Annotated in this window: 22 protein-coding genes; 18 read left to right on the top strand and 4 right to left on the bottom strand. The window is 42.2% G+C overall.

Annotation, left to right across the window (positions count from 1 at the left end; genetic code table 11):
- Nucleotides 1–323 precede the first annotated feature (323 nt).
- From QTO06_RS03100 to QTO06_RS03045, 12 genes are all read left to right on the top strand, one after another.
- A complete protein-coding gene (locus tag QTO06_RS03100; RefSeq protein ID WP_226982138.1) occupies nucleotides 324–1,016 on the top strand; it encodes a helix-turn-helix domain-containing protein in 693 nt (230 codons plus the stop codon).
- A 604-nt stretch (nucleotides 1,017–1,620) separates the two neighbouring features.
- The gene (locus QTO06_RS03095) at nucleotides 1,621–3,066 is read left to right on the top strand and encodes a TrkH family potassium uptake protein (protein WP_331406835.1); all 1,446 of its coding nucleotides are present in this window, start codon (nucleotides 1,621–1,623) and stop codon (nucleotides 3,064–3,066) included.
- A 72-nt stretch (nucleotides 3,067–3,138) separates the two neighbouring features.
- Nucleotides 3,139–4,239, top strand: a complete 1,101-nt coding sequence (locus QTO06_RS03090; protein WP_331406834.1) for a hypothetical protein — start codon at nucleotides 3,139–3,141, stop codon at nucleotides 4,237–4,239.
- Between the two features lie 209 nt (nucleotides 4,240–4,448).
- A complete protein-coding gene (locus tag QTO06_RS03085; protein WP_331406833.1) occupies nucleotides 4,449–5,282 on the top strand; it encodes a helix-turn-helix transcriptional regulator in 834 nt (277 codons plus the stop codon).
- 458 nt (nucleotides 5,283–5,740) lie between these two features.
- Nucleotides 5,741–6,649, top strand: a complete 909-nt coding sequence (locus QTO06_RS03080; RefSeq protein ID WP_331406832.1) for an urease accessory protein UreD — start codon at nucleotides 5,741–5,743, stop codon at nucleotides 6,647–6,649.
- Nucleotides 6,650–6,726: 77 nt separating this feature from the next.
- Nucleotides 6,727–7,029 carry an urease subunit gamma gene (gene ureA / locus QTO06_RS03075; protein ID WP_009696559.1) on the top strand — a complete coding sequence of 101 codons (303 nt, stop codon included), beginning with the start codon at nucleotides 6,727–6,729 and terminating at the stop codon, nucleotides 7,027–7,029.
- 10 nt (nucleotides 7,030–7,039) lie between these two features.
- A complete protein-coding gene (locus QTO06_RS03070; RefSeq protein WP_009696560.1) occupies nucleotides 7,040–7,360 on the top strand; it encodes an urease subunit beta in 321 nt (106 codons plus the stop codon).
- A gap of 11 nt (nucleotides 7,361–7,371) precedes the next feature.
- Nucleotides 7,372–9,075 (top strand): urease subunit alpha, encoded by a 1,704-nt coding sequence (ureC, locus tag QTO06_RS03065; RefSeq protein ID WP_038869838.1) that lies wholly within the window; start codon nucleotides 7,372–7,374, stop codon nucleotides 9,073–9,075.
- 19 nt (nucleotides 9,076–9,094) lie between these two features.
- Nucleotides 9,095–9,604 (top strand): urease accessory protein UreE, encoded by a 510-nt coding sequence (ureE, locus tag QTO06_RS03060; RefSeq protein ID WP_009696562.1) that lies wholly within the window; start codon nucleotides 9,095–9,097, stop codon nucleotides 9,602–9,604.
- Nucleotides 9,555–10,301, top strand: coding sequence for an urease accessory protein UreF (locus QTO06_RS03055; RefSeq protein ID WP_228558695.1), 747 nt, complete (start codon nucleotides 9,555–9,557; stop codon nucleotides 10,299–10,301). The genes ureE and QTO06_RS03055 overlap by 50 nt, the downstream gene beginning before the upstream one ends.
- A 30-nt stretch (nucleotides 10,302–10,331) precedes the next feature.
- On the top strand, nucleotides 10,332–10,946 hold the full coding sequence (gene ureG / locus QTO06_RS03050) for an urease accessory protein UreG (protein WP_186176411.1): 615 nt from the start codon (nucleotides 10,332–10,334) through the stop codon (nucleotides 10,944–10,946).
- Between the two features lie 197 nt (nucleotides 10,947–11,143).
- On the top strand, nucleotides 11,144–12,196 hold the full coding sequence (locus tag QTO06_RS03045) for a DMT family transporter (protein WP_010453618.1): 1,053 nt from the start codon (nucleotides 11,144–11,146) through the stop codon (nucleotides 12,194–12,196).
- Nucleotides 12,197–12,309: 113 nt separating this feature from the next.
- Here QTO06_RS03045 and QTO06_RS03040 read toward each other — a convergent pair whose 3' ends face one another.
- On the bottom strand, nucleotides 12,310–13,086 hold the full coding sequence (locus QTO06_RS03040; protein ID WP_331406831.1) for a helix-turn-helix transcriptional regulator: 777 nt from the start codon (nucleotides 13,084–13,086) through the stop codon (nucleotides 12,310–12,312).
- A gap of 273 nt (nucleotides 13,087–13,359) precedes the next feature.
- Between QTO06_RS03040 and QTO06_RS03035 the strand changes: the two genes are divergently transcribed.
- From QTO06_RS03035 to QTO06_RS03025, 3 genes are read left to right on the top strand one after another with little or no spacing between them, the layout of a single operon-like run.
- Complete coding sequence (locus QTO06_RS03035) at nucleotides 13,360–14,121, top strand: ABC transporter ATP-binding protein (protein WP_152163962.1); 762 nt, start codon at nucleotides 13,360–13,362, stop codon at nucleotides 14,119–14,121.
- A gap of 9 nt (nucleotides 14,122–14,130) precedes the next feature.
- Nucleotides 14,131–15,120, top strand: a complete 990-nt coding sequence (locus tag QTO06_RS03030) for an ABC transporter substrate-binding protein (RefSeq protein ID WP_331406830.1) — start codon at nucleotides 14,131–14,133, stop codon at nucleotides 15,118–15,120.
- Entirely contained in the window at nucleotides 15,113–16,117 is a 1,005-nt protein-coding gene (locus QTO06_RS03025; protein ID WP_331406829.1) for a FecCD family ABC transporter permease, read from the top strand. The genes QTO06_RS03030 and QTO06_RS03025 overlap by 8 nt, the downstream gene beginning before the upstream one ends.
- A gap of 125 nt (nucleotides 16,118–16,242) precedes the next feature.
- Here QTO06_RS03025 and QTO06_RS03020 read toward each other — a convergent pair whose 3' ends face one another.
- Complete coding sequence (locus QTO06_RS03020) at nucleotides 16,243–16,470, bottom strand: PAS factor family protein (protein WP_038869823.1); 228 nt, start codon at nucleotides 16,468–16,470, stop codon at nucleotides 16,243–16,245.
- 1,465 nt (nucleotides 16,471–17,935) lie between these two features.
- Here QTO06_RS03020 and QTO06_RS03015 point away from each other — a divergent pair.
- Nucleotides 17,936–19,201, top strand: coding sequence for a RidA family protein (locus QTO06_RS03015; protein WP_331406828.1), 1,266 nt, complete (start codon nucleotides 17,936–17,938; stop codon nucleotides 19,199–19,201).
- Nucleotides 19,202–19,270: 69 nt separating this feature from the next.
- Here QTO06_RS03015 and rnk read toward each other — a convergent pair whose 3' ends face one another.
- Together rnk and QTO06_RS03005 are read right to left on the bottom strand one after the other, a co-directional pair.
- Nucleotides 19,271–19,663, bottom strand: coding sequence for a nucleoside diphosphate kinase regulator (rnk, locus tag QTO06_RS03010; protein ID WP_009696573.1), 393 nt, complete (start codon nucleotides 19,661–19,663; stop codon nucleotides 19,271–19,273).
- A 224-nt stretch (nucleotides 19,664–19,887) separates the two neighbouring features.
- Entirely contained in the window at nucleotides 19,888–20,712 is an 825-nt protein-coding gene (locus tag QTO06_RS03005; protein ID WP_009696575.1) for an AraC family transcriptional regulator, read from the bottom strand.
- Nucleotides 20,713–21,511: 799 nt separating this feature from the next.
- Between QTO06_RS03005 and ureG (QTO06_RS03000) the strand changes: the two genes are divergently transcribed.
- Nucleotides 21,512–22,135, top strand: coding sequence for an urease accessory protein UreG (ureG, locus tag QTO06_RS03000; protein WP_033008130.1), 624 nt, complete (start codon nucleotides 21,512–21,514; stop codon nucleotides 22,133–22,135).
- Nucleotides 22,136–23,000: 865 nt separating this feature from the next.
- Nucleotides 23,001–23,705 carry a carbonic anhydrase gene (locus QTO06_RS02995; RefSeq protein WP_047514541.1) on the top strand — a complete coding sequence of 235 codons (705 nt, stop codon included), beginning with the start codon at nucleotides 23,001–23,003 and terminating at the stop codon, nucleotides 23,703–23,705.
- The last annotated feature ends 63 nt before the right edge of the window (nucleotides 23,706–23,768 follow it).

The following is a 23,768-nucleotide window of genomic DNA, read 5'->3' as shown; positions in this document are numbered from 1 at the left end:
TAACAAGGGTAGGATTTTCTGTCTGTTTTATATAATAAACAGACGCTTATCATGTTAACTGCGTTTTTTTACCAGAAAATACACCAATAAATACGAAATGTAGAAATACCATCATATTATTTTGAAAATATCTCATTGATTATGACTCATGATGTTTTCAGTGGGAGGAGTGATACTCTCAGAAAAAAGCATCAGGTCATTCGCATATGTTTTTCCATCAAGTTCAATCAAAGAAAGTCACACTGAAGCCCTACCGTTCGAAAAGGAGCTTACTCGTTCGGATCTCCAATTACCAAGGGTTCATCGCCATCAATGGAAGCGAAGTGTCATTGTTTAACAATAGCTTACTGGTTATCCCAGAAGGGGCGATGGTTGAGTGCGATCTGCTTAGGCAGGGGGATGAGAGCTCATTTGAGGTAGTGACTCTCAACAAGACTGACATCAAAAAGATGAAGGTGAAGCTCGAAAAGCTTAATGACCTCATCTTAAACAAAAACAAGAATGAGTCATTTATTCTGTATAAGAGTAAAGAGCTGTGCGAAATTTTTTACTCAAATAGACAACTTAATAATTGCCAAAAGCTGAAAAGCATTAAAAATATCGCACTGAAGCAGAGTATCTTTCACTTGGTATTACTGCTGTATAAAAAAGGTGTGGATGTCAGCATATTGTTTAACAGTGACTATCACATATCGCTGTCTTCTCGTTTAGCCAAGCTGTTTATGTCTGAACCAACGAAGAAGTGGACGTTAGACCTGGCGGCGAGTTGTATGTTTACCAGCCCTTCTACGTTACGGAGAAACCTCTCTAAGGAAGGGGGCGCCTTCTCGCACATTCTCAATGATGTAAGGTTAGGTATCTCCATCAACTACTTAACATTCACGTCATATAATGTTTTAAAAATCAGTGAACTCAGTGGTTTCAATAGCTCGGCGTACTTTTGTACGATCTTTAAGAAGAAGTATGGTGTAACGCCTCAGGAGTTCAGAAAAAACTCCAAAGAAAACAATGTCTAATGGCGATGCTTATATGGTAGCTCAACGTTAGTTTGAGAACTGAGACCTAAAAAAGTAGATGGCATGGGTTAGTAAATCTTTATCCATGGAAGATAGAGTGTCGTCATTTTTCTTAAGCAGAATGTCGAGTGAATTGATGAGTCCATTGCTCATGATGGAGCTTATTGGCAAACAAAACTTCGAGAGATATAAATCAGTGGTGGTTTTGGATAACTTGATATAAACCGTTGTTAAACATGATGTAATTTGAATCTTTTCACTGCAATTGCTCAAGGGGGATGAAAAGTCTGCGTTTATATAGCAGTTACTCGACATCGAATAACTAGGTAATAGAGGGATCTTTTTAGGCAGAAACATAAAGTTATAAGTATTAATTTAGATGTTTTTTATCAGTTGTTTATATCAATGTAACGAAAGTATAAGAATAAGTCATTGCGCTATCTGCCTATTGTGTTTTGATGTTTCTTGCTAATAAATGGCATGATTTATATTTTTGTTCATATTGTATCTGTCATTGACTAAACCTTATATATCAATTGAATTTAATTGAGAAAATTGAATAAATAATAAAGTTATTGGTAAGAATAAAATGAACTGATTTTTAATGATTAGCTATAAACCAGTGTTTCTCGTTTTGGGATTCCTGTTATCTAAACTCGCATTATTTATGTATATCCCTTTTTTGATGGCTGTAGTGACAGGGACTCAAGGGGCGTTAGATTTTGGTTTATCAGCAATCATTACCCATGTAGGGGGATTAGTGTGCGTGGCGATTGGCGGAAAGACGTCACTCGCTCTCAAGGTAAAAGATGCGTTTTTGATCACCACGCTAGTCTGGGTTCTAGGCAGCGCGTTTGCGTCACTTCCCTTTGTATTCATCAATGAAATTAGCTTCACCAATGCTTATTTTGAAACCATGTCTGGTATCACCACGACTGGGTCTACGGTTCTTGCTGGTCTTGATAACATGGCACCCAGCATATTGCTTTGGCGTTCGCTGCTTCAGTGGTTTGGTGGCGTAGGGTTCATCGTGATGGCTATCGCTATTCTACCCATGATCAATGTTGGTGGAATGCGACTTTTCCAAACCGAATCCTCTGATTGGTCAACAAAAAGTGCACCTCGAATGAAGAGTGTTGCCAAGAGTATTCTATCTGTTTATCTGCTGCTGACTTTTCTTTGTGTGATGAGCTACTTGCTATCTGGCATGACTGTGTTTGATGCAATCAACCACGCACTGACCACTGTATCTACCGGAGGATATTCAACGACCGATGCCTCCATGAACGGCTTCTCGCCAATGGCTCATTGGGTGGCGATCATCTTTATGTTTGCGGGTGGTATGCCATTCATTCAGTTTGTGGCAGCAATCAACCAAAAGAGCCTGTCGTATTTAGTGAAAGACGCGCAAATCAGAGCTTATTTTAAGTTGGTGGTTGCGTTGAGTTTGGTTGTTGCTTGCTGGTTGGCATTGAAGCTCGATTATACGTTTATCGACGCGATTCGTATTGCGACCTTTAATATCGTTACGGTGATGACTACCACGGGTTTTGCATTGGACGATTTCTCCAGTTGGGGGAGTTTACCAACCATTTTGTTTTGCTTCGTTCTGTTGATGGGTGCGTGCTCTGGCTCAACGTCAGGGGGCTTCAAAATCTTCCGAATTCAGATAGCGACCTCACTCCTTAAAAAGCAGGTTTTTCAGTTGGTACACCCTTCTGGCGTCTTTACCTTGCGTTACAACAAAGCGCGCTTGTCAGACAGTATTGTGCAAGGTGTAACGGCATTCGCTTTTGTTTATGCATTAACCATTATTTTTATCGCAATGTTATTGGCAATCATAGGCTTAGACCCTGTCACTAGCTTGTCCGGTGCCATTACTTCGGTGGCGAATGTCGGTCCTGGTCTCGGTTCTATTATTGGTCCTACTGGCAACTTCTCTACACTGCCAGACGCAGCAAAGTGGATTTTGAGCCTTGGAATGCTGATGGGACGCTTAGAGATCCTCACTATCGTGGTCGTTTTGTCTCCTTGTTTTTGGCGTATTTAACCTCGCCGATTTTTCTAATACTCACTTGAAATGCTAGTGAGCTCTTCAGGTCTTTATTTTTAAATTACGATTATGAAATTGGTATTTTTTGCGAAAGAGATTCATCACTTTATCTTGCGTGTTCATGCTGTGGATGGGAGAAAAAAGAAAGAAATTAGAACGTTAAGGCAAGGCTTATGTCGCACCCTACAGTTTGAAGGCGCGGGGTTTGAGATCTATTCCTTGTTAGAACCAACACATGATATCTCCAAGGCTCAAGTGATACGTCTGGCTAAAGATAAACTGAAAATCTTAGTCCGAAAGTTCAAAAAAGAATTCGAGGAAAAAGAAAACGACGCCCTTGATGCTTTAGAGAACCAAATCATTGGTTATTTATTTAACTCTGAGCAGAAGGTGAGTCTAAAAGAGCTTTCTCAAAACCTCTATATCAAGGGGGTTTATGACCAAGAGACGCTCGTTACCACCATGAGTAGATTGGTAAAAAGTAACAAGGTGAATGTGACCCACACGGCTCTGGGCAGTATGTATTACATTAATTATCGCAATAACTGGGTCTATGATGGTTCCAACCAATCCTACGTCCAATGTAAATGTCATTATCACTGTGCAACCTGCGAGTTGAACTTGGACTGTGCCTATCAGCCAAAACACAAAATCGTGCGCGAGTTCTATAAGTTGATTGATGTTGGTTTGGCTGTCGCCACGGGCAAGTTGGAGAAAGAGAGCGATAGCTTGCTTGGTGACACCATTCGCTTCTACTCGAGTATAAAAACACCGAGCGAGACAAGAATATCGGAGGGTGTGGATTACACCGTGATCAACTCAACGGATGATCAGTTCGTTGTCATTGATAACTTGGGTGAGCCATATAGCGTGTTATTGGAAGACTTAAATTGGTTTCGTATGGATTTGGGTAATCAATGTAAGAGCAAGCAAGAGAAGGTCGCCGTCAAAAGGCGGTTTATCAGCAACTACGAGTCAAAGCGTAAGACCAGAGATTGCATTGTTCAGTGCTTGTCGTCCATTGGCGACACTTCAGTATCGGTCGATACGTTAATGATAAAGCTAGGGTTGTTAAGACTGCCTATTGAAAAAGCGCTCACTCTGCTTGAAGAAGAAGGGGTGGTCAAAAGCCTAACTGAGGCTAACACCAAGAAGTACTATTTATGCTAGTTGAGTTAGCGGAGCGGTGATCTTTTCCTATCAAATCACGCCATTTTCACGATGGCAGTGCGACCAGTTTTCTATAGGGGTAGGGGAGTGATTTAGATTTGAAGTCATATAACTTCATTTATGGATTGATTATCTATACATGTCGCACAAAGAATCGACTATCTTGCTAATATGCTTGACAGTATATAGATGTTAATTATTTGATAGCAATGTTTTTTCATAATATTAATGCCAGCAATTTTAGGCTACACAATTACAGAACTAAAAAGACGATATTTGCCAGAGTCTCAGGTTATCAAGGAGACATTAATATTAATAGCTCTCCCGTTCAAGAGTTTAATAATAGCTTAATTATCATTCCAAAAAACTCGTTTGTTCACGTTAATATATCAAAGTTAACTGAGCAGTCTGAATTAGACTTCATTAGCTTAAATGATTTTGATATTGGCTTTATTAAGCAAGACCTTTATGAGTTAAACAAGTTTATCTTTGATAAGAGAAATCGAAAGTTGTGTCGTTCGAGTGATGGCGGAAATTTCTTAAAAGCTCATAACAAAGATTTTTGTGATGTCTTTTTAATGAATCGGGTCGTTGATGGGCACCGTTGTATGGGGCGGTTGAATAAAACGCTGCTTAGACAGAGTGTGGTTGAACTTCTGATTCACCTACATCTGGAAAACAAAGACATCAATATCGTCTTAAACATGAAAAGTGACCTGTCGGTTTCTGAGAGATTGTCCAATCTGCTTATGCGTGAACCGAGGAAGCATTGGACGCTTGAGGCGGCGGCTTTGTCTATGGCGACCAGTATCTCTACCTTGAGAAGAGGATTATCGGCAGAGCAGAAGTCTTTCTCTTGCATCCTCAACGAGGTGAGGCTCAATGTCGCGATTCGGTATCTGAAGTTTAGTAACTTCAGCATATTGAAGATAAGCAACCTGAGTGGATTTAAGAGCTCCGCCTATTTCTGCACTGTGTTTAAAAAAAATAAACTTACTACACCTCAGCAGTTCAGAAGCCGCTTCAGAAAATCCATTGTTTAAGTTTATCGGTTTCCGGTAATTCACTCTTATCTCATCGTTTAGCAATGATAGAAATTGTGAGTAAACTCACTGTTTATATTTTTTATTTAGTAACGCAGAAATAGTTTTAAACATTCCATTAATAATGAAGTGATGCTGACATTTATATTGTAATCTTTTGGGCAAAATGTCTAATTTAGACTCCGCTTGATTCCTGTATATTGTGTCCATTCGTTACAGCATCGATATAGAAATTCATGTAATTGTGTAAGTTTATTAATAGTATCGCTGTAGGTGAAGTTAAAGAAGAGAATTATTAAGTGTCTCTTTTCACCAGGCATTATTTATTACTCGTAATTTTTATTTCTATTCAGCGTTATTCGTTGAAGTTTGACCTATTTCACTCGTTACCAATGAAACGGTAATAAGCATTTTAATCCTAATTTTTTATTTAAAGGTAGGTAGAAAGGTATGTTCATATGACAGATTTCCAAACGACAACGACTGACAAAACCAATACACCTCGTGTTGAACAAGGTTTTGGTCTCAATCGTCAGTGGTTAGCGTCTTTGACATTAAAATTTGGTGCTCATGCTGAAGGTAATTCCAGTGTCACGCGATTAAATACCCTACGACACTTTGGACCCTTGATCGTCCAAAGACCTTTCTATCCTGAGGGTAAAGACGGCTGTTGCCATGTCTACATTCTGCACCCGCCTGGTGGCTTGGTGAGTGGTGACGAGCTGAACTTCAACATTGGTGTACAAAGTGACGCTCACGCTTTAGTGACAACCCCCGCCGCAAACAAGCTATACAAAGCCGACCGCAACTTAGTGCCGTGGAAACAACACACCAACTTGGATGTTGAGGAGAACGCCATTTTAGAGTGGCTTCCTCAAGAGTCGATTGCTTTTGATGGTTCTATTGGTGACCAAACTTGCACGATCAACTTGGGTACAAATGCCAAGTGCCTTGGCTGGGAAATTACCGTTCTAGGGCGACCTGCTAGTGAGTTGCCATTCAACAGTGGATGCATCACTCAACAATTTAACCTCTACCAAAATGGCAAACCGCTGTGGCTTGAAAGACAAACGGTCGACCCGACTCATCCGCGTTTTACCGGTAAGTGGGGACAAGGTGGTTCAACGGTTCACGCCAATATGTGGGCGGTGGGTCTAGACGATCCAAAACAAGCCATCTTAGCACTTCGAGAGCACATGCCAGCATCTGATCGCTGGGCGGTGAGTGAGCGACGCGGCGTGTTGGTCATCCGCTATCTCGGTACCGAAAGAAACGAAGTTTGGGACTTATTCCAACAAGCGAGAGAAGTATTGCGTCCGCTGCTCATTGGCATGGAACCAGTGATACCAAGAATCTGGCTGACTTAATCAAATTCGAATTATAACGCCTTATTAAACACCTAATAACGCGATTTTATATTGAAAATCATGAAACGGAGTAAACGATGGAATTAACACCTAGAGATAAAGACAAATTACTTTTGTTCACTGCAGGTCTGCTTGCTGAAAGACGCAAAGAAAAAGGCATTAAGCTGAATTACCCAGAATCTGTTGCGCTGATCAGCTGCGCAATCATGGAAGGTGCACGTGAAGGGCGCACCGTTGCAGAAATGATGAGTGCTGGTCGTGAAATCTTAACTCGTGCTGATGTTCAGCCTGGCATTGCTGAAATGATTGAAACAGTACAAGTAGAAGCAACTTTCCCTGACGGCACAAAGCTAGTGACTGTGCATAACCCGATTATTTAAGGAGACCGCCATGTTTGCAGGTGAATACCAACTAAAAGCAGATGACATTGAGCTGTGTACTGACCGCACAACGATTCCAGTGAAAGTTTCTAATACGGGTGACCGCCCTGTTCAGGTTGGCTCGCACTACCACTTTGCTGAAGCGAATCGCGCTTTATCTTTTGACCGAGAGCTTGCTTACGGTCATCGCCTAGCGATTGCCGCTGGCATGTCAATCCGATTCGAACCAGGTCAAACCCGCGAAGTGGAACTGATTCCGTTCGCTGGCTTACGTCAAGTCTACGGCTTCCGTGGTGACGTGATGGGCTCACTAGATAACAATTCTAAGTAAAGGTAACAGTAATGAAGATTTCTAGACAAGCGTATGTAGACATGTACGGTCCTACCACGGGCGACAAAGTCCGTCTGGGTGATACAGAGCTATGGATTGAGATTGAAAAAGACCACACGCACTACGGTGAAGAAGTCGTATTTGGTGGCGGTAAAGTTATTCGTGACGGTATGGGTCAGAGTCAGCGTTGTGATGACGCAGTGATGGATACGGTTATTACTAACGTTATCATCATGGATTACTGGGGCATCGTTAAAGCTGACGTTGGTCTTAAGCAAGGTCGTATCGCAGCCATCGGTAAAGCGGGTAACCCAGATGTACAGCCTAATGTTGATATCATCATTGGTCCTGGTACTGAAATCATCGCAGGTGAGAACCAAATTTTAACCGCAGGTGGTATCGATACACACATCCACTTTATCTGTCCGCAACAGATCGATGAAGCGCTGATGAGCGGTGTAACAACCATGATTGGTGGCGGTACGGGTCCTGCAACAGGAAGTCTAGCGACAACCAGCACATCAGGTCCTTGGCACATCGGTAAGATGATGCAAGCGGTCGATGATCTACCAATGAACATTGGTCTACTAGGTAAAGGCAGTGCAAGTACGCCTGAAGCGCTTGAGCAACAAGTTAAAGCTGGCGCGATGAGCCTGAAGATCCACGAAGACTTTGGTGCGACTGCTGCATGTATTCACAACGCCTTGAATGTTGCAGATCGCTACGATGTTCAGGTTGCGCTTCACTCAGATAGCTTGAACGAATCTGGCTTCCTACAAGATACGCTGGCTGCATTTAAAGATCGTTGTATCCATACCTACCACACGGAAGGTGCGGGTGGTGGTCACGCTCCAGACATCATTGCAGCGTGTGCATTACCAAATGTACTGCCTTCTTCAACAAACCCAACGCGTCCTTACACCATCAACACCGTTGATGAGCATTTGGATATGTTGATGGAGTGTCACCACCTAGATCCAAACATCCCTGAAGACGTTGCGTTTGCAGACTCTCGTATTCGTCGCGAAAGTATCGCCGCAGAAGACATTCTTCACGATATGGGCGTGATCTCGATGATGTCATCAGATTCACAAGCAATGGGACGTGTGGGTGAAGTGGTATGTCGTACTTGGCAGACAGCAAACAAGATGCGAGTCCAGCGCGGTCTACTTCCTGAAGACCAAGATCTTGGCGCAGATAACTTCCGTGCGAAGCGCTACATCGCGAAATACACCATTAACCCAGCCATCACTCACGGTATCGCACACGAAGTGGGCTCGATTGAAGTAGGTAAATTCGCTGACTTGGTGCTTTGGAAACCAGCATTCTTCGGCGTTAAGCCATCCATCATCTTGAAAGGTGGCATGATCGCAGGCGCTGCGATGGGCGATCCAAACGCGGCGATCTCAACGCCTCAGCCAGTTCACTACCGCAACATGTTCGGCTCATTAGGTCGCGCAGTATCAGCGACGCGCATGACGTTTGTTAGCCAAGCTGCGATGAACACAGGTCTAGAAGAAAAACTGGGTCTGAACAGCCCGCTTGTTGCGTGTAAAGACGTTCGTAACAAGACCAAACAAGACATGAAGCACAACGACGTGTGTCCTGAACTGACCGTTGATCCACAAACTTATGAAGTAAGTGCAGACGGCGTTCTATTGACGTGTGAACCAGCAACAGAAGTTCCGTTGGCTCAACGCTACCATTTGTTCTAATTAACAGTAAGGGCTTGCAATGCTTGAACTAACAAAACGATTAGATGCCAATACGGAATGTGAGGTATTCGATAGTCTTATTCTTCCTTATGAGCTGCGTATCCGAGGACGCCTGAAAGGAGTGACGGAAAAGGGACATGATGTCGGTTTGTTTCTCGATCGTGGACCAGTATTACGTGATGGCGACCTGCTAGAAGCGAAAACGGGTGAAGTGATTCGTGTCCATGCAGCGAACGAACCCGTCACGACGGCTTACATCAACGGCACGCTTCCTCTCGCTCGCCTTTGTTATCACCTAGGCAACCGCCACACATTGCTCGCGGTTGGTCAGGATGAAGACGGACGTTGTTGGGTACGAATGACACCGGACCATGTGCTTGAAGAGCTGGCACTATTGCTTGGCGCAACATTGACGCATCATCAAGCGCCTTTTGACCCAGAATCCGGTGCGTACGCGCATGTTGGTCGTGAGCAATCTCATGATCACTCTCATGGTCACCATCACCACGGGCATCAGCATGAACACTAATACTTCTGATCGTGAAGTCGGTGATCTAGCACTACTTGGTTTGATGCAATTTATTAGCCCAGCGCTTCCTATTGGTGCGTTTGCTTGGTCGCAAGGGCTAGAAAGCGCTTTTGAGCTTGGTTGGGTGAAAAACGAAGAAGAGCTTGGTGCGTGGCTAGAAGGCGTGCTTGATGACGGTTTAGCGCGTTGTGAATTACCTGTGTTAGCACGCTTGTATCACTCGTGGGCGAATCGCGATTGCCAAGAAGTGACGTTTTGGAACGATTGGCTGTTAGCGAATCGCGAAACCTCTGAGTTATGTGAAGAAGACATTCGTCTTGGTCAAGCATTAATAGACTTACTGACCAATCTTGAAATGCACCCTCAGCTGCATGTTGAAGGGGCAAAACAGCTTCAAGAACCTGGATACGTGACCATGTTTGCTTGGGTTACACAGCTTAACCATATTCCTGTTCGACAAAGCCTGCTTGGCTTTGCATGGGGATGGTTAGAAAACCAATTGGCGGTGGCATGTAAAGCACTACCGCTGGGGCATACCGCAGCGCAGCGTCTGTGCATTCGACTGCAACCTAAGCTTGTTGAAGCGGTCGAATCTGCCCTCAGCTTAGAGGATTGGGAGCTAGGTCCAACGCTTCCTGGCTTAGCGCTAGGAAGTGCAAAACATGAAACGCAATATTCAAGACTATTTCGAAGCTAATTTGCTTTAAAGAACAAAAGGAAAATTAATATGACACAGTGTTTACGTGTTGGTGTAGGCGGTCCTGTTGGTTCTGGTAAAACAGCGCTGCTACGTAAATTGTGTAAAGCACTTAAAGATCATTACAACATCGCGGTTGTAACGAACGATATTTACACCCGTGAAGATGCGGACTTCTTGCTAAAACATGACGCGCTGCCATCGGATCGTATTCTTGGCGTAGAAACAGGCGGCTGTCCACATACTGCTATCCGTGAAGACGCTTCGATGAACCTAGCGGCGGTGAACGACTTACAATCGCGTCATCCAGATCTTGAGCTGGTGATGATCGAATCTGGTGGTGATAACTTGGCTGCGACATTCAGTCCAGAGCTGTCTGACCTAACGATTTACGTTATTGATGTGTCTGCAGGTGACAAGATCCCACGTAAAGGTGGTCCGGGCATCACCAAGTCAGATCTATTGATCATTAATAAAATCGACATTGCTGAATATGTACACGCGTCTCTCGATATTATGGACCGTGATGCGAAGAAGATGCGTGGCGATCGTCCATTTATTTTCGCGAACTTACATGACGGTGTTGGTTTAGAAGAAATTATTCGCTTTATTTTGAAAGAAGGCATGCTGCCTGATCGTAGATAGCATCAATCTTCTTTTAATATAAAAACGATATTTACCCTAGCGTCTCCCTACGCAAATTATTTAACTCTGTATTAATTAAGCCATACCAGTCATTGAGTACTGGTATGGCTTATTAATGCATATTTTTATTTTACTAAATAACAATGTGCGTTAATTAAAAATCCAATATTACTTTTATTTACATTCTGGGGCTATTTATGTCTGAAGTTAGAACCGCGTCCACATCTGGACCAGAGAAAAAAATGAGCAAACCACTTGCTTATATGTTTATTATGATTGGTATTTTCGCCTTAGCGTTCTCGGCAATCATGGTAAAAGAAGCAAACTTTGAACCAGCAACCAACGCCTTCTTACGTTGTCTTGTCGGCTTCTTGGTGTTAATTCCATTTGCCGTTGCCGAAATTAAAAAGAAAGGCTTAATTAATAAATCTGGTTTTGCTCTCGCTATTGTTGCCGGTATTTTCCTTGGTCTTGATATGACCTCTTGGAACTTTGCGATCTTCTTTATTGGTGCGGGCATCTCATCTATCTTGCTTAACCTACAGATCATCATCATGCCATTGCTTGCCATGACGTTTGATAAGTTTAAGCCGGAGAAAAGTTTCTGGTTCCTAGTACCGATTATGTTGTTCGGTATTGTTCTAGCGGGTGGTGTTCTAGAAGGCGGTCCATCCGAAGGTCCAAGCACCATGTGGGGCTACCCAATTGCGCTAGTGGGTACGATTCTGGGTATTAAATCCGGTATTTGTTACGCGCTATACCTCTACACTAGCCGTAAGTCGGGCACACTGAACGCAGGTCGCTACTTCCAGCCACTGATGTGGGTATTCCTTGCTCAGCTTATCCCTGCTGCGATTGTTATGGCGACGACGCACGGTTTCAACATTACCACGGGTGTTCTTGTCGACGGCAAACTGCCACTATCAGCAGCCGATGGTTCTATTGCAGGTGATGCGATTAATATGAGCAACTGGATCTGGATTGTGATCTTAGGTGTTGTTGGTCATGCGGTTGCTTGGGTATTTGTACAAATTGGTTCGGTAAACTTGGACCCAACCGTTGTCGCAGGTCTATTGCTATTAAGCCCAATTACTACCGTTCTTGTTGCACCATTTACAAGTGGTGAGTCGGTGACGCTATTACAGTCAATCGGTGTGGTGATTGTACTCGTTGCGGTGGCGTATCAGAATGGTCTGCATACTGCCGTGCTAAACAAATTCAAAGGCGAACCAGCGAAAGTGGAAGGCTAAGCTTCCGTTCTTATAAACAAAATATAAAGCCCAATATTAACGCCAATATTGGGCTTTTTTAGGTTTTGTGGACTCTGCGTTTTGATTGCGTTTGTTTGACTATGAGGGAGTGATTAGTACCTGAGTGTCAGCAGTGATGAACCGTTGTTTTCTCTAGAATACTGCCTGAACTTTGAGGGCGTTAAATTGTGCTTTCGTTTGAATGCATCACAGAAGTAAGCCGAACTACCAAAGCCGCAACGATGGCTGATCTCACTGACATTGTAGGAAGTGAATGTCAGCATATTGAGTGCAATGCCCATTCTTACATCTAACAGCAATTGGCTGAAAGAGACGTCTTCTTTATTCAAGTGTCTTCTTAATGTGGAAGAGGATATGAACAGCTTGCTGGCGACCTCCTCAATTTGCCACTTATGCGTCGGATCTTGGCTTATCATCCGAGTGATGACTTCTCGCTTTGATTGGTAATGATCGGACTTGAACATTCGAACAATATCCATTTCATAGTAACTCATTGTTAAGAATATAAAAAACAGAGTCTCCTCAACCAGTAATGTCTTTAAAACGTGGTTACTTAAGGTGTCATACCCCTCTTTTAATATTTTGAATCTGTCCTTTATCTCGAAGTTGTCACTGATAGCGTAAGAGATATTATTGGCACCAAATGCCCGCTGCGGAACTTTAGCAATCAGAGAGTCGATCGTATGGTTGGATACAGTCAGTATTTGAACCTCAATACACTGTGTCGGGCGCTCGCTGCGTAAGTCACACCAAACCCGACTGTATTGAGGAATCATCAAGATAGTTGGGGAGGTAATGGCGATTTTACTGTCATTGATGGACACCAGCCCTTTGGCTTCAGAGAGATATATTATGTAATGATGTTCCACATAAAACTCTCTGAGTGTTATCGTTTTACAGTCAATTACTTTTCTATACTTCATATCTATTATCACGATTGTAAATTTAGCTATTTGATATAGTAGTTTTTCAATTAACTTTGCTATTCGTTTCACATGAATAAAGGATAGGGCTCTATTTCTAAGTAAAATGAATATATTTCTAAATCATAATTAAAAACATATTTTTTATTTTCTGTTTTTATTGACTACGGATTTTTTTATTTGATAATGGCTAAATATTAACTAGCAAGGCTTATTAATGTGAAAGAAGTGTTAACCATTAAGGGATTGTCACTGGGCATTAAAACGGAGTTAGTTAGGGATATTAGCTTTAGTCTAAAAGAGAAAGAGTTCTTAGCGATTGTTGGTCCTAATGGGTGCGGAAAATCGACCTTTATTCGCACCATTATGGGAACGGTGAATATATTCTCTGGTGAATTGAGTTTTCTTGGTAAACCACTTTCGAGTTATAACCATAAAATGCGTTCAAGATATATTGCATTTATGGGGCAGAATAATACCGTCGACCCACAAATGAGAGTGCTTGATTATATTTCTCTGGGGCGATTTCCTCATTTTCACTATTCCACACGCCAATACGACAACGAATGCATTACCCGGGTGATCGCCGAGCTTGGACTGGAGAAGTTAAGAGAGCAAAAAGTTGGGCAGCTTTCTGGTGGAGAGTTTCAGCGCGTCAACTTAGCGCGAGTGTTGGTGCAAGAACCCAAGTTGCTGCTTTTAGATGAGCCGACGAATCACTTAGACCCTAAAGCGAGAATAGAGCTCCTCAAAATCGTTAAGGATAAGCAGATTACAACGATTGCCGTGTTACATGATTTAAACCTTGCCGAATACTTTGCCGACCAAGTGATGATCATTAATCGAGGCAAGATGCAGGTGTGCGATACGGTCGAAAACACGCTCAATGCTCACTGGATAAAAGATACTTTTGATTTGAATACCCTTCATTTCTTACATCCTACAACAGGAAAAGCGATCCGTTTTTTTGAAATAGATTAAGGAGTTACCGTGAAAAAAATATGCTTGATGCCGTTGTTTTTATCTGTCTCTGTTTACGCAAACACCAATGCACCGACGGAACCACATTACCCAGTCAGTGTTGAAAGCTGCGGGGACGTGTTGACGTTTGAACAAGCACCAAAACGAGCGGTATTCCAAGATCTCAATATGACGGAAATGGCGTTCGCATTGGGGCTACAACCTAACATGGTGGCAGTAAATGGTATTACAGGTTGGTATCAAGTATCCGATCAGTTCAAGGCAGACTTAGGTGATATTCCCGAAATCTCTGGGCGTTACTTAACGCTAGAACCTTTACTAGAAAAGAATCCGGACTTCCTGTTTGCTGGTTGGAACTACGGTCTAAAATTTGGCTCGGATCTGACGCCACAAAACTTGGTGCACTTTGGAGTCAAGACGCTGGTACTCAGCGAAAGCTGCGCTCACATCACTAAGAAGAAACAAGAAGCTTCTATGGAGCTGCTTTACGGCGATGTCCTTAAGCTAGGCAAAGTCTTCGATAAGAGTGATAAAGCACAGAACTTAGTCGAGAGCTGGAAGAAAGACCTCAACGAAATAGAGGCAAAGGTGGCTGCTTATCCAACCAAGAAGGTGTTCCTTTACGATTCAGGCATTGATCAGCCCTTTACCAGTGGGCGCTTTGCCATGCCTCACGCGCTGATCAAAGCGGCTGGTGGCGTCAACGTGATGGGCAACGAAAACTTTAGTTGGGGCACCGCACCATGGGAAAAAGTCGCCATTCATAATCCCGATATGATCATTTTGGTGGATTATGGCAGCTCAGATGATGCAGCGATCAACAGTTCGATAAAAGCCCTGAGTGACAACCCTCTAATGCGCCAAACGAACGCGGTGAAAAATGGTCAATTTTTGCGGTTGAAGTACAGTGAGCTGACGCCAGGTCCCAACAATGTGGTTGCCATCAAGAAGATTGCAGCCAAGCTCCATCCCGAGGCTGGTATCGTGATTAATGAGTAATTCGAATGTAAAGTTTTGGCTTGCTATCGTGGCAAGTCTGATGTTGCTATCGGTCATACTGTTCCTTTCGCTCTCTTACGGAACAATAAACATACCCTTTTCCTCGGTTTATCAGTTTTTTACCTTTGACCACGCCTCGCTACCTGCAATGACCAACGTTATTTTGAGTGAGATTCGAATTCCTAGATTTCTGCTCGCGATTTTAGTTGGTGCAGGGCTTGCTATGGTGGGGACGCTATTGCAGACCGTGACTAAGAACGACTTGGCTGATCCATTCTTGTTCGGGTTATCTGCAGGTGCATCGGCTGGCGTTGTTGCGGTTATCAGCCATTTCGATTTGGCGTTAGGTCAATGGTCTTTACCTGTGGCAGCATTTGCAGGGGCAACCTTATCCGCAGCTTCGGTCATCCTGGTGTTCTTTCTGCAAAAGTCTCAAGGGGTTGAGCGCCTTATTTTATCTGGATTGGCGGTTTCGTTCCTGTTCAGTGCCATTACTGGGTACTTGATTTATACCGGCGATCAACGTTCGGCGAGTAATATTCTCTTTTGGTCGATGGGAGGCTTAGGGCTGGCAAAGTGGGAAAATCTGCCGTTTGCCTCTGTTGGGGTTATTTTGCTCGCACTGTTTACCATGTTGCGCTGGCGTTCGCTCGATGCCATGTTGGTGGACGAGGACACCAGTAACTCACTGGGTGTAAGCGTCAAATTTCTCCGTGTGACCGTGTTTATTTTATCGGCGCTCTCTACAGCCATCTTTGTCTCTTTAAGTGGTGTGATTGGCTTTGTTGGACTTATCGTGCCGCATCTCGCGAAACCATTTTCCGGACCAAGTCATCGTTATCTATTGCCTTTATGTGCTTTTATTGGCGCGATGCTGCTCTCAGCCAGTGACTTGATGAGCCGAGTACTGATCCCTGGTCAGGAGTTACCCATAGGTCTGATGACTTCAGCAATTGGCTCTATGTTTATTCTGTTTTTCGTACTTAGAAAGAAATAAGGCGAGATAGAATTCCAAGGGCTTGGAGTTAACTCTGCAATATAACAGTCGGCCTCACCGTTTAAAGTGGTGAGGCCGACTTTTTTGGTTAAGGGAGGTGTGAGAAAGCGACTCCTTGCCGTCGATTATTTGTTACTTAGGATGATTCTTTCCGCATCGCCTACCGCTCTGGTTAAGCTCTGGTTGCTGGACAGCTGACCGGAACTTACCGGACCAAGAACATGGGTATATAACGCTAACTGCTTCTCGAATGGCAGTTTTAGAGTGTTGTAGAGCTCCTGCCTAATTTGAACATGAGACTCTTGTGGGGCTGAAGATAAGCGTAATAGGGTTTCATGAATAACAGTCTTCATCTGTTGTTTGTCCTTTTGTTTTCTACGTTGTTAGGGCTTAAATAAAGTACCACCACCGAGCATGTGCATACTCGGTGGTGGTCGTGTTCATCAGTATTGGTTTGGACGAGATTGCTCGCTTTATCCAAGTTTCGGTGAGTGCTTCAAAGTGAAAGCACTTCTTTTGTTATGTTCTAACTCAAGAGCTTATTAATTCGGTTGATGACCGTTAGGTTCTGGTGTTGTCTGTCTTTTCTAATTTCGTTAACTAAGGTTTTTCTTAGTCTCGCTTTGGTGACTTTTAACGGAGGCATGCTCAATGAACCCTTCACTCTGCATGAGATCGTATCGGGGCAATATATCTCACCTTTGGCTGTATTTCTTAGTAGCCAACGAAAGCAATTTGGACATAACTTATCTGTTTTCTCGTACATATTTTTTTCGGCTTACTATCCGTTAAATAGATAAAAAATTAACACCATTCGAATATAAGCGGATGTTATACCCATCACTGGCGATAGACTTAAACTGACAAATAAAAACGTTATCGAAATTAAACTTGTATTTATTTGAATTTTCACAGTTGTAGAAGAGTAAGCTTGAGTCTAATTCGACAAAGACGTTGTCTTCTGAATCGCAAGAAAAGGAGGTGACATCATCAATAGAATTGAGAAAACTTAATATCTTGTTCCAGTATGTGGCATTGAAGGGCTTTAACCTAATCTCAAAGTCCTCAATCGATGAATAGTCAATCCTTTCTAAGTTCATTTTCTACCTCAAAAAAAGCCCTAACCAAAATTGGATAGGGCTAAGTTGTGCAAGAGCGGAATAAAGTTATCTGTGAGTAGGTTACTCAATTCATATGAGCGAGTGGACTCTATCAAATAGGGGGTTATATCGACAAGTGGGTGTGAAATATTTCTTATTATTTCAAAACATTATGACTTAATTGTTTAATTTATAAATCAAATGCAAGCCTTTTTCTGTTCTTCTTGGTTTCATATTATTAATGATATTAGAGATGAATTTTTGAGTAGGAAAAGGTACATAAAGGCAATGGGAAAATTGAAATGTAAAGCGTGTAAAAATTAAACATAATGCGCGCATGTTGTAATGAAGTGCGTCTAAATAATCAGCATAATCTTATAGTTTTACTTACGATGTGATTGTTTGTGAAAGGAGAGGTATGAAAATATTTAGAGGCATATTAATTGATTTAGTCATCCTTGTTGGGGTTCTATCCGGGATGATTACTTTCTCTTTAAATAAAATCGATATATTAGGAACTATTCTGATTATCACCGCTTCTTTGTTGATCTTGGCTCTATTTATCTATGGTTTAAAAGATGGATATAACAGAAACAGTTGATTCTATTATTATTCTATATTGAATTGGAATGATATATAGCTAATGGCTCTCCTTTCTAGCCTCAATGATGTTCACGTAAGTTAAATACTTTTATCATTAATTAAAGGTAACATTAAAATGACTGGCACCATTATTAAATGCTCTAGAAATACAGAAACTGCACCACTCAACAGCCATTCAACGCAAAGTGTAGCGTTTTCTCACTACAACAATATCTCCGCTCAACTTCCGATTGATCCTCAAACCAACCAGCTTGTTGAAGGTGGTATTCAGGAGCAAGCCAAACAATGTCTTTTGAACATTAAAAGAATTGTAGAGAGCATTGATCATGTAATGGATGATGTCGTTAAGGTAAATGTCTACTTGACCAACATTCATGACGTTGAAGAAGTAAATAAGGTATATACGACTTTCTTTACGAACCTTCTACCAACGCGCACAGTGCTGGCGATTGAAGCGGTGCCTTTTGAAGGAGCGTTACTACAAATGGATGCGCTTATTTCTAATGGAGAGGGGACAACACCCCAAAAGCCATGTGACCTGATCAAGGTGTCGCGTGATACTGATCTAGCACCGACCAATCCGATTTCTACACAAACGGTCGCATTCTCGCACTACAACAACATCTCCGCACAGTTGCCGGTAGATGCAGCGACAGGAAACTTGGTCGAAGGTGGCGTAAAAGAACAAACTCATCAATCTCTGCAAAACATCAAAAACATTCTAGAGAGCATTGATGTTCCGCTGGATGACATCGTAAAAACGACCGTTTACCTGCAAGATCTAGCAGATATTGAATCAGTAAACGAAGTGTACCGTACTTTCTTCCCAGATTCGGCGATCGCAAGAGCCGTGGCTTACATGCCTGCTCGCTCGGTTATTCAAGCTTCAGCGCTGCCAATGGGCGCAGCAGTACAAATTGATGCCGTGATTTCTCATGGTGACGGTACGCCGCCTCAAGAAGTTGAAGATCGCCATGGCATTGTGATTAAGGCAAACAACACGCTGAATGCTCCTCTTGATGCGCTTGCAACGCAAACTGTGGCGTTTTCTCACTATAACCACATTTCTGCGCAACTACCGATAGATGCGCTGAACCATGAGCTGGTTCAAGGTGGGGCTAAAGAGCAAGCTGAGCAATGTTTGAAAAACATTAAAGCGATCGTTGAGAGTATCGGTCACGTGATGAATGACGCGGTTAAGGTCAATATTCAAGTGACTGACATCGCTGATATTGATGCAATCAACGAGGTGTACGCCACTTTCTTTGATGGCGATTTGCCAGCAAGAACTGTGATTGCTGTGTCTAACATCGCGCTAGGTGCCAAAGTTCAAATGGATTGTGTTCTGTCAAACGCAGAAGGCACACCGCCACAAGTGTAATCAAAACACAAAGCCATCACTCTGGTTAGGAGTGATGGCTGATGATTGGGTTTATTCGTTGGATTATCTCTACTCTATATTTCTTTCTGGTTGAAAAACGACATCCAAGATCTCAATGGTTTTCTTGTTGCCATTTGGCAGTATCCAATCGATGCGTTGACCGACAGACAGCCCGATAAGCGCCATGCCAATCGGCGCGAGTATGGAGATGTGCGAGTTATCTTTCACTTGGTTTGGATACACGAGCACTTTCTGGATCTGCTCTTCCTCACCAAGGAATTTAAACGTCACTTTAGAGTTCATCGTGACAATATTGTTGTCGATCTCGTGTGCATCGACAATCAATGCGCGGTCAATTTCATCTTCTAATTTAAGCAGCTCGTCACTGCAATTCGGAATGTTATCCAGTAATCGACAGATGTTGTTGTAGTCATCAGATGTAACGGTGATCGAATTAGACATAATATTTCCCTAAATCTAATTTTTATGACCCAGCCTTTGAGGTGGCTTGGGTATATCGTGAAGTTTTCTAGTGCATAAAGCGAAACACCATACTCCTGAAGGACGAGAGAAAACGTTACCTGGACGCAATGATTGGTGATTTAAATGAAAAGCAAAATAGACTGAGCAGAAAGCGCAAGGCTTTACGCTCGATCCGTCATCCACTGCCTTTTTTTGGAGCGGTGTTAGCTCACATCGTCACTTCTTGTGGAGACAAGTGACGCATCACTGGTCTTCTTAGACTGAGCTCGGAACTGTGATGGCGTTAAGTGATATTTTCTCTTGAAGGCATCACAAAAATAAGCGGCGCTACCAAATCCACAGCGGTTGCTGATCTGTGAAACGTTGTAGGAAGTGAACGTTAGCATGTTCAATGCAAGCCCCATTCTTACATCTACCAATAGTTGGCTAAACGACAGGTTCTCTTTCTGCAAATGCCTTCTTAATGTTGAGGTAGAGGTAAACAGCTGCTTGGCAACATCTTGAATTTGCCACTTTCTTTGTGGTTCTTTCGTGATCATTCGTGCGATGACTTCGCGCTTGCTTTCTTCGTAATTGAACTGAAAGACATTGAAAACATCGATACCCGACTCGCAAAGAGAGAGCAGTATGAAGTACAGAGTTTGCTCTAAGAACATGATCTTCAAAGCATCTCTACTTAAGGAGTCATACACTTCTTTGAGTAGCTGAAAGTTATTGTCCACATCCACTGGTGTTGGCAGTTGATGGGCGACAGTGTTTTTAATGAAGCTACGTTTTTGAGGCAGTTGAAGCAGTGAGGATTCGAGCATCTCATCGGTCACGATTAACAACTGAATCTGCAATGGTGAGAATGACGACTTTTGAGTCAAATTACATGACAAGCAGGTAAACTGAGGAATGATTAAGGTTGTTGGACCATCGATGGTGATTTGTTGTTCATTGATGTAAACCGTCCCCTTGGCAAAGGCGATGTTGACGATGTAGTGATACTCTACGTAAAACTCCTCAAGTTTTACGGGTTTGAACATTTCAATATATCTATATTCCACTATTGCTTATCTCATAATTGGGCTTACTACAGGCAGTAAGTTGGGCTAAAAGAAAAGCATCCATGCGACAGTACAACGCACAGTATAACGCTACTCCTTTGTTCTTTTCATAAATTCATCAAAGAAAGTGTCTTATCTCAGTAATTTGAGCTCAAATCTAAATAGGCGCTATTGATTTTTTATTTAACTTATTGAAAGTAATGAATAATGTTTTTGTTTTTATCAATCATGAAAATTAAGATTACGAGTCACATAGCTGAATTGAGCATCAATAGCACACCTTATAATAGCGTTTTTTATGCAGAGATGGTGCTTTAAGTATTTTGAACATCTTAGGGTGTAGATATGAAGTCACAATGTTCAGATAATTTAGCCTGAATTCTAATTCTAAATTTTATGGGCTGATATCGGAATGGAATGGTGAGGCTTTTATTGTATATTTTGCTTCGAGAGTGGTTAGGAGACATAACCTACCAGTCGAATCATGTAGACATTGTTGATGATAAAAATTGCAAACCTTCGTTATCAATATTTACGGGTTAGTTAGTCAAAAACTTCGCCAATGAGTTTGCCTAATCACTCTCAAACCATTCACAACTCAGTGCCTTATTCAATACTCCAATACTCACTAAAACAATCATCACCTATTGCTTGATGATCACCATTCAAAATCATCCTCTTGATTGGTGACTTTCAATAACGTTCGGCTTTTTCATTATTAGCCATTAAATAATTACACATCGAATTTTTAACTCCATCCATAATTTGGACAACTCTTATGCAAGAAGACTACAAACAACCTTTGCGAATTGGCGTTGGCGGACCTGTTGGGTCTGGTAAAACGGCATTGCTAGAGGTTCTGTGCAAAACTCTCCGAGATCTTTATCAGATCGCTGTCGTCACTAACGATATCTACACGCAAGAAGATGCAAAGATACTCACTCAGGCAGAAGCCTTAGATGCAGACCGTATTATTGGGGTCGAGACTGGTGGTTGCCCGCATACCGCGATCAGAGAAGACGCCTCGATGAACCTTGCTGCGGTGGAGGAACTCTCTACGCGGCACAAAAACCTAGACGTGGTATTTATCGAAAGTGGTGGTGACAATCTCAGTGCCACGTTTAGCCCTGAACTGGCTGACTTGATGATCTATGTTATTGATGTGTCGGAAGGGGAGAAAATTCCACGCAAAGGCGGACCGGGCATTACACGCTCTGATTTGCTTGTTATCAACAAAATAGACCTTGCGCCTTATGTTGGAGCATCATTAGAGGTCATGGAAGCGGATACCGCTCGAATGCGTCCAGAAAAACCTTATGTGTTTACCAACCTGAAAGAGGGGAAGGGGCTGCAAGAAATCATAGACTTCATTGTTGATAAAGGCATGCTTGAAAAAAGATAGCATCGAAGTGCGCCATAGAAACTGCTGCGTATCATGAAGCATTGCGTTTGTTTGCAGTCGTTTCTATGCCTAATATTCACGATGAGTCGATACTGAAAAAAAGCAGCTTTAATCATTTAAAGCTGCAAAGAATCAATAGCAGGAAAAGTAGATGATTACATCTACGGAACCAAAGTGAAACCAAACAATTGTGTAGTAACGTTTGATGAACATTATAGTATATGACTCACGTTCTGTTTCAATGTGTTTAGCTGTAGTTGAAGCTGAATCTAAATATCTGGAGCAGATTATTAAATAGTCCCTACTTCAATAACCTAATGATGTTCTTGGGTCTTCTTATATAGTCGTAAAACTCTTTTGCTTTAAGCCTACCGACTGAAAGTTCAATTTTAAGCTCATTGGCAAATAATCTTAATGTCGATCGATTAACCATATCTTTACGAGCATTCACTTTATCTAGGTATTCATCCAAGATTTTGTCATCATAAACGTAGATATATTCACTCATAATCGCATGTCTTTTTAAATGATAGTTTTAGTTGGCAGTAAACCCTGAATTAGAGTTTGGTTTTATGACGAGGTAAATTGATGGCGTTTTAGACGATGTTTGTTTTGCGTTTGGATTATTAAGGTATAAGAATAAGGCTTCAAGCAGTTTTGCTGTGATTCCTTTATGTTGAAATAATCTAGTCTGATGGTGAAATACACATCTCACTATTAGTTCTGTTCCAAAGTGGTTTAAATATTTGCTTAATTCATTTTGATAAATGTTGATTATGGATGTGTTTATATTTATCTGACACTGTGATGACTTTGAGGTTTTACTAATTATCTGATTTTTCTTAATTTATTAGATGAGGATAAGATGAAGAAATCACTGTTAGCGATTAGCCTTTTATTGAGCTCTGCAGCACATGCTGCGCATTGGGGATACGAAGGCGAGAATGGACCTGAGTTTTGGGGCAAGTTCTCTGAAGATTGCCAGCAAGGTAAGAACCAAAGTCCTGTTAATATTCAATCAACCGTGTTGGGTATTATGGATGAAATCAACATCAACTATTTAGGTGATGCCGTTTCTGCTATTGATAATGGTCATACTCTGCAAGCCAATGTTGAAGGTAATAACACGCTACTGGTTGACGATAAAAAGTTCACGCTTTCTCAGTTTCACTTCCATACGCCATCTGAAAACCACATCAACGGAAAAGAGTACCCGCTAGAGGCGCACTTTGTTCATGCCGATAAGGATGGCAATCTAGCGGTTGTGGCAGTCTTCTATAAGCTAGGAGATGAAAACCCAGCATTGGAGCAGTTGCTAAAGCATGACTTTGAAAAAGGCAAAACAACCAGCTTTGCACCAGTGAGCATCAAGTCTCTCATTCCTTCTAAGCACAGCTACTACCGATTCAATGGCTCGTTAACGACACCGCCATGTTCTGAAGGCGTTCGTTGGTTAGTACTAAAAGAGGTTCAAACGGTATCTGCAGCGCAAGTGAAAGCGTTTATGGAAATCATGGGCAAGAACAATCGTCCTATCCAGCCGATTAACGCTCGACTCATTCTCAACTAACCCATCAATGGCAAGTCGAAGTCTGACGCGGTTTACGTGCTATCTGAGATTAACGGTTGTCTA

The organism is Vibrio sp. M260121 (assembly GCF_036533715.1).
GTDB lineage: Bacteria > Pseudomonadota > Gammaproteobacteria > Enterobacterales > Vibrionaceae > Vibrio.
Note: the sequence above shows the minus strand (reverse complement) of the source record. Positions and strands in the feature narration are given on the sequence as shown.

What these genes read in the sequence shown, in the direction of transcription:
- QTO06_RS03005 (WP_009696575.1), bottom strand. Translation starts at nt 20,712, where the DNA reads ATGTTCAAACCCGTAAAACTTGAGGAGTTTTACGTAGAGTATCACTAC.
- QTO06_RS03085 (WP_331406833.1), top strand. Translation starts at nt 4,449, where the DNA reads ATGTTTTTTCATAATATTAATGCCAGCAATTTTAGGCTACACAATTAC.
- QTO06_RS03080 (WP_331406832.1), top strand. Translation starts at nt 5,741, where the DNA reads ATGACAGATTTCCAAACGACAACGACTGACAAAACCAATACACCTCGT.
- ureC (WP_038869838.1), top strand. Translation starts at nt 7,372, where the DNA reads ATGAAGATTTCTAGACAAGCGTATGTAGACATGTACGGTCCTACCACG.
- QTO06_RS02995 (WP_047514541.1), top strand. Translation starts at nt 23,001, where the DNA reads ATGAAGAAATCACTGTTAGCGATTAGCCTTTTATTGAGCTCTGCAGCA.
- ureA (WP_009696559.1), top strand. Translation starts at nt 6,727, where the DNA reads ATGGAATTAACACCTAGAGATAAAGACAAATTACTTTTGTTCACTGCA.
- QTO06_RS03095 (WP_331406835.1), top strand. Translation starts at nt 1,621, where the DNA reads ATGATTAGCTATAAACCAGTGTTTCTCGTTTTGGGATTCCTGTTATCT.
- QTO06_RS03055 (WP_228558695.1), top strand. Translation starts at nt 9,555, where the DNA reads ATGATCACTCTCATGGTCACCATCACCACGGGCATCAGCATGAACACT.
- QTO06_RS03070 (WP_009696560.1), top strand. Translation starts at nt 7,040, where the DNA reads ATGTTTGCAGGTGAATACCAACTAAAAGCAGATGACATTGAGCTGTGT.
- ureG (WP_033008130.1), top strand. Translation starts at nt 21,512, where the DNA reads ATGCAAGAAGACTACAAACAACCTTTGCGAATTGGCGTTGGCGGACCT.
- QTO06_RS03025 (WP_331406829.1), top strand. Translation starts at nt 15,113, where the DNA reads ATGAGTAATTCGAATGTAAAGTTTTGGCTTGCTATCGTGGCAAGTCTG.
- QTO06_RS03020 (WP_038869823.1), bottom strand. Translation starts at nt 16,470, where the DNA reads ATGAAGACTGTTATTCATGAAACCCTATTACGCTTATCTTCAGCCCCA.
- rnk (WP_009696573.1), bottom strand. Translation starts at nt 19,663, where the DNA reads ATGTCTAATTCGATCACCGTTACATCTGATGACTACAACAACATCTGT.
- QTO06_RS03015 (WP_331406828.1), top strand. Translation starts at nt 17,936, where the DNA reads ATGACTGGCACCATTATTAAATGCTCTAGAAATACAGAAACTGCACCA.
- ureG (WP_186176411.1), top strand. Translation starts at nt 10,332, where the DNA reads ATGACACAGTGTTTACGTGTTGGTGTAGGCGGTCCTGTTGGTTCTGGT.
- ureE (WP_009696562.1), top strand. Translation starts at nt 9,095, where the DNA reads ATGCTTGAACTAACAAAACGATTAGATGCCAATACGGAATGTGAGGTA.
- QTO06_RS03090 (WP_331406834.1), top strand. Translation starts at nt 3,139, where the DNA reads ATGAAATTGGTATTTTTTGCGAAAGAGATTCATCACTTTATCTTGCGT.
- QTO06_RS03045 (WP_010453618.1), top strand. Translation starts at nt 11,144, where the DNA reads ATGTCTGAAGTTAGAACCGCGTCCACATCTGGACCAGAGAAAAAAATG.